This is a genomic window from Apibacter sp., from assembly GCF_025291155.1.
Taxonomy (GTDB): domain Bacteria; phylum Bacteroidota; class Bacteroidia; order Flavobacteriales; family Weeksellaceae; genus Apibacter.
Genome location: NZ_JAMBJZ010000116.1, coordinates 1 through 5096, shown reverse-complemented (window position 1 = coordinate 5096; position 5096 = coordinate 1). Strand labels below are relative to the sequence as shown.

Below are 5096 nucleotides of genomic sequence, written 5' to 3'. Positions count from 1 at the left end.
ATTGCCGAAAAAGGATTACTCGTGTTGGATATTATCGTAAAAGGAACAGCCAGTCATGCTGCTCACAATAATCCGAATAATTCTATTTACAATGCTTTGCCAGTAATTGAATGGTTTAAAGACTATTCTTTTGAAAAAATATCAGAAGTTTTAGGTCCCATGAAAATGACTGTATCTCAAATTGATGCAGGAAAACAGCATAATCTTGTCCCGGAACAATGTAGGTTGGTGATTGACATACGCGTAAACGATTGTTATACAAATGAAGAAATATTTTCAATCATTGATAAAAACTTATCGTCTGAAAAAGTTTTAATTACACCCAGGTCTTTGAAACAAAAATCTTCCTCTATACCTAAAACTCATCCCTTAGTTTTAGCCGGCATTGAATTAGGGAGAGAAACCTACGGTTCCCCCACTCTTTCAGATCAGGTGGTGTTAACATGTCCTTCTTTGAAAATGGGGCCAGGAAATTCTCTACGATCTCATACTGCCGATGAATATATTTTCCGTGAGGAAATAGAAGAGGCCATACCTCTTTATATCGAACTATTAAATAAAACTCTCTTATAGTACTATAATTATATTAAAATTTTTAAAATGAAACTTTGGGAAAAAGGTATATCAACCGATAAGCGAATTGAGTTATTTACAGTAGGAAATGACAGAGAACTTGATGTCGTTTTAGCAAAATACGATGTGTTAGGCTCTTTAGCGCAAGCAAAAATGTTAGGTAAAGTAGGACTAATATCGGAGAAAGAAAAGCAAGATCTTGTAAATGCTTTACATGAAATTCTCAAGGATATTGACAATAAAACTTTCCAGATTGAAGATAAATTTGAAGATGTACATTCGAAAATTGAATTCTTATTGACCGAAAAGGTTGGCGAGGCTGGAAAAAAGATTCACACTGCTCGCTCTCGAAATGATCAAATCTTGGTTGATATGCATTTATTTTTAAAAGATGAATTACAAATTATTAAAAATCAAACCCGCGCACTTTTTGATCTTCTGATGGATCTAGCTGAAAAAAATAAAAATGTTTTACTACCGGGATATACTCATTTTCAAATCGCTATGCCTTCTTCTTTTGGCATGTGGTTTTCAGCTTATGCAGAAAGTTTAATTGACGATATAATTTTAATAAACGCTGCTTTACGAATAATAGATCAAAACCCACTAGGATCAGCAGCGGGATATGGAAGCTCTTTTCCTATTGACCGAACATTTACTACAAAAGAATTAGGTTTTAATACCTTAAAGTTCAACTCCGTTGCTGCACAAATGAGTCGAGGAAAATCGGAAAAAACAACTGCCTATGCCCTTAGCAGTTTAGCCGGAACTTTATCCAAGTTAGCGATGGATGTAACCTTATACTCCAGCCAAAATTATAATTTTCTTTCTCTCCCTTCACGCCTAACTACAGGTTCCAGCATTATGCCTCATAAAAAAAATCCAGATGTGTTTGAATTAATACGAGGAAAATGCAATAAGATACAGTCCTTACCCTATGAGCTAACTTTGATAACAAATAACTTACCTAGCGGTTATCATAGAGATTTACAATTATTGAAAGAAGGAATCATACCGGGAATACAAAATATTAAGGCATGCTTAGATATGGCTCATTATTCTTTACAAGATATTCAAGTAAAGGATAATATCCTTGATGATCCTAAGTATGATTATTTATTTACTGTTGAGGGATTGAATGAATTAGTTTCTCAAGGTATTCCTTTTCGAGATGCTTATAAGTTAATAGCTCAACAAGTGGAAGAAGGAACTTTTCAATCTTGCAAAAAAACTTCGCATACCCATGAGGGAAGCATTAATAACCTCTGCCTTGAAGAAATTAAAATGAAAATGGAAAGCAATTGGAACACATATTAAAAGAAAAATTGTAGTACTACTAATGAAACAATAGATATAATTACCCATAGGATTCCACCTAACAAGAAAGGCTCTATTCCTACCTTTTTTATTGATTTTAAATTTAAGTTTGCTCCAATGAAAAATAATGTTAGAGTTAGCCCTTTTTTAGCTGCCCCTACTAACCAATGATTTATCTGGAAAAATATCGGAAAGTATTTTGGTATATAGGTATTAGCAATAATTGCTAAAAGAAACAAGAAAATGAAATATGGAATTTTTATCTTCTTACCCTTGTCCTCTTTACCTTCTTTGAAAGCAATAAGTGTTACAAAGGATAAAGGGATAATCCATAGGGCTCTTTCCAATTTAACCATGGTTGCAATTTCTAATGCTTTTGCTCCGTAATGTTGTGCTGCTCCTACCACGGAGCTGGTATCATGTATGGCCAATGCAGACCAATAACCGAATTGCTCTTGTGTAAGGTGAAATATCTGTCCTAATACAGGGAACACGAATAAAGCTATTGAATTTAAAATAAATATGGTCGCCATTGAAAGGGTCGTCTCCTCTTCATCTGCATGAATAAGTGGAGATATTGCTGCAATTGCGCTCCCTCCACAAATCGCCGTGCCGGAAGCTATTAAAAAGGCTATTTTTTTATTAATATGAAGCAGCCGACCTACCGTTATTCCAATTAGTAATGTGATACAGATAGATGCTATAGTAAAAATCAACCCTTCTTTACCCACTTTTATAGCTGTCACTAAATCCATTCCAAATCCTAAACCAATAATAGATAATTGTAAAAGATAACGGGTAATTTTTTTAGTGGATTTAGGATAGGGATTTCCTGCTATAAAGGAAAATAATATACCTAATAATAATGCTAAAGGGGTATCTATAGTAAAAATAAGACAGGATAAGCTTAAAAGTATAAATATTATTTTTTTTCCATTAGTGAAGAATGATAATAACTTATTCTTAGTTTTCGGTTGATTCATCAGACAAATATCAATAAATATATATAGATAGCCCTATGAAAAAAAGTTATTATTTATAACTAAAAGTTATAATGGGTCGTAGCAAATTTTATAAATAGATCTGAATTCCCTTGAGGGACTCCTTGATTGTAAACAAAATAAAACCATCGTTCAATATTGATCCCCTCAATATCAATGACTTGAAATTCTCCATTTTTTATTTCTTTATTTATAGCAGCTATAGAAACAAATCCGATACAATTCGCGTGGGTCAAATACGATTTAATTCCTTCAGTGCTTCCTAAATGCATAGCAATATTCAAGTCTTTTAACAATATGTTTTTAGATTGAAAAGCATCCCTTATAATATCAAGGCTTCCTGACCCCAATTCTCTTAATACTAAAGGAATAGTCATTAATTCTTCTAAAGATAAAGATTCTCTGGTAGAGATTTCTTGTGAAGTGTGAGCAATAGCTATAATTTCATCTTGTAAAAATGGGATATATTTTAGTTGTTTATTCGAAGGTTTCCCTTCAACCAATCCCAATTCGATTTTTTTCTCAATAAGATACTTTTCAATATCCCTCGTGTTAGCAGTTATAAGAGACATTTTGATTTTTGGATGCATGGAATGAAATTGCGACATAAGTGCCGGAAGTAAATACTGACCTAAAGTGGTACTTGCTCCTAATTGAAAAGTACCTGAAAAATTATTTTTTAACAAATCAAAATCGAATCTAATTTGCTTGTAAATGTCTATAATTTTTTCTGAGTGAAACAATAATAATTTACCTGCATCCGTAAGCTCTATTTTATTTCCCTTTCGAAGAAATAGCGTCATGTCATATTCAGTCTCCAATTCCTTTATATTTTTAGTAACTGCCGGTTGAGATATATAAAGTTCTTCGGCTGCCTTGGTAAAACTTAAGTTTTTTGCTACAGAATAAAATATTTTCAAACGGACATCTGACATAATAAGACTGTTTTTATAAGGTATTTTGCTCTATATCTATCAATGATTTTAGTTAAATAAATATAAATGTAAAATAATATAAGTTATTCATCTATTTTTCTCATTTTATTTACAATTAACTAGTTAATTTATAATGGAATAATTTTTGTTTTTATTTACTAGTTATAAAATTATATTATCAATTTAAAAATAGACCTAAAAAACCAAATTATGAAACAAATTAGAAAAATTTTATTAGCTTTTGTTATAATGGGTACCTTAAGTTTTTCATTGACATCATGCAAAAAAGAACCTAAAGATTCTGACTTAGTTACCAAAGCAAAAGCAGTGTTACCGGAAGGAGTGAATATAGATGTAAAAAAAGGAGTGGCAACACTTTCAGGTGAATATAATGATGATAATGCAAAACAATCTACTGAAAATGCCGTTAAAGCTATTCCGGGTATTAAATCTGTTGAAGACAATGCAACCATTAAAGAAACTGCTAGTAGTGTAGAAGTCTCTGCAGATTCCGTTTTAGAATCTAAAGTAAATGATGTTTTAAAAGGATATACAGGGGTTACTGCTGATGTAAATGACGGAATAGTTACTCTTAACGGAGAATTAAATAGAAGTGAATTACCAAGACTTATGCAAGCTATCAATGCCTTACAACCAAAAAAAATAGAACAGAAATTATTACTTAAATAAAATAAGATGGCTTTACAAGATAAATATGCAGAATTAATTTCCAAAGCAAATAGTTTAGGTATTACAAATCTTTCCGTAAAAGAGCAAAATAACGTTCTTTATATTGACGGAGAAGTTCCAAATGGAGAATCTAAAGATCAACTTTGGTCAGTATATAATAAAATTGATCCCGATTTTAGATCGGGAGATCTTATTTTGAACGTAAATGTATCGCCGAATGCTCCTTCTTCTAAATATAAGGTGACTACTCAAAGCACCAATTTAAATATAAGGAAAGGACCGGGTACCGATCAACCTATAATAGGTAAGGCAGCTCACCAATCTACGGTAACTTATTTAAGCAAGTATAATGATGATTGGTATCTGATACGATCTGAAGATGGAACCGAAGGATATTGTAATACAGAATATTTAAAAGCGATATAAAATTTAGCATACATTTTAAATAATTAATTAGGGTTTGAATTAATTTTCATTCCCTTTTTTGTTTATTTTTTTGTAGAAAATTATACTAATTACATACTAACAATCTATATACATAATAGATTGTTTTATAGCTATATAATAAAGTGAATTATTC

6 protein-coding genes are annotated in these 5096 nt (G+C 31.5%); 4 read left to right on the top strand and 2 right to left on the bottom strand.

Translation table 11 applies throughout. The annotated features are described in order from the left end of the window. The coding region (locus tag M3Z80_RS09100) for a peptidase dimerization domain-containing protein (protein ID WP_293919300.1) at positions 1-573 on the top strand (573 nt) is incomplete at its 5' end. A 27-nt stretch (positions 574-600) separates the two neighbouring features. Beyond that, a complete protein-coding gene (argH, locus tag M3Z80_RS09095) occupies positions 601-1890 on the top strand; it encodes an argininosuccinate lyase (protein ID WP_293919299.1) in 1290 nt (429 codons plus the stop codon). Here the strand turns inward: argH and M3Z80_RS09090 are convergent. Both M3Z80_RS09090 and M3Z80_RS09085 read right to left on the bottom strand, forming a co-directional pair. Continuing rightward, positions 1887-2873 (bottom strand): YeiH family protein, encoded by a 987-nt coding sequence (locus M3Z80_RS09090; protein WP_293919298.1) that lies wholly within the window; start codon positions 2871-2873, stop codon positions 1887-1889. The genes argH and M3Z80_RS09090 overlap by 4 nt on opposite strands. A 59-nt stretch (positions 2874-2932) precedes the next feature. Beyond that, entirely contained in the window at positions 2933-3826 is an 894-nt protein-coding gene (locus tag M3Z80_RS09085; protein ID WP_293919297.1) for a LysR family transcriptional regulator, read from the bottom strand. Between the two features lie 210 nt (positions 3827-4036). Between M3Z80_RS09085 and M3Z80_RS09080 the strand changes: the two genes are divergently transcribed. Both M3Z80_RS09080 and M3Z80_RS09075 read left to right on the top strand, forming a co-directional pair. Beyond that, positions 4037-4516 (top strand): BON domain-containing protein, encoded by a 480-nt coding sequence (locus M3Z80_RS09080; RefSeq protein WP_293919296.1) that lies wholly within the window; start codon positions 4037-4039, stop codon positions 4514-4516. Between the two features lie 6 nt (positions 4517-4522). Beyond that, complete coding sequence (locus M3Z80_RS09075; protein ID WP_293919295.1) at positions 4523-4942, top strand: SH3 domain-containing protein; 420 nt, start codon at positions 4523-4525, stop codon at positions 4940-4942. Positions 4943-5096 lie beyond the last annotated feature (154 nt).

Coding starts and splice junctions, on each gene's coding strand:
- M3Z80_RS09090 (WP_293919298.1), bottom strand. CDS start 2,873: ATGAATCAACCGAAAACTAAGAATAAGTTATTATCATTCTTCACTAAT.
- M3Z80_RS09085 (WP_293919297.1), bottom strand. CDS start 3,826: ATGTCAGATGTCCGTTTGAAAATATTTTATTCTGTAGCAAAAAACTTA.
- M3Z80_RS09080 (WP_293919296.1), top strand. CDS start 4,037: ATGAAACAAATTAGAAAAATTTTATTAGCTTTTGTTATAATGGGTACC.
- argH (WP_293919299.1), top strand. CDS start 601: ATGAAACTTTGGGAAAAAGGTATATCAACCGATAAGCGAATTGAGTTA.
- M3Z80_RS09075 (WP_293919295.1), top strand. CDS start 4,523: ATGGCTTTACAAGATAAATATGCAGAATTAATTTCCAAAGCAAATAGT.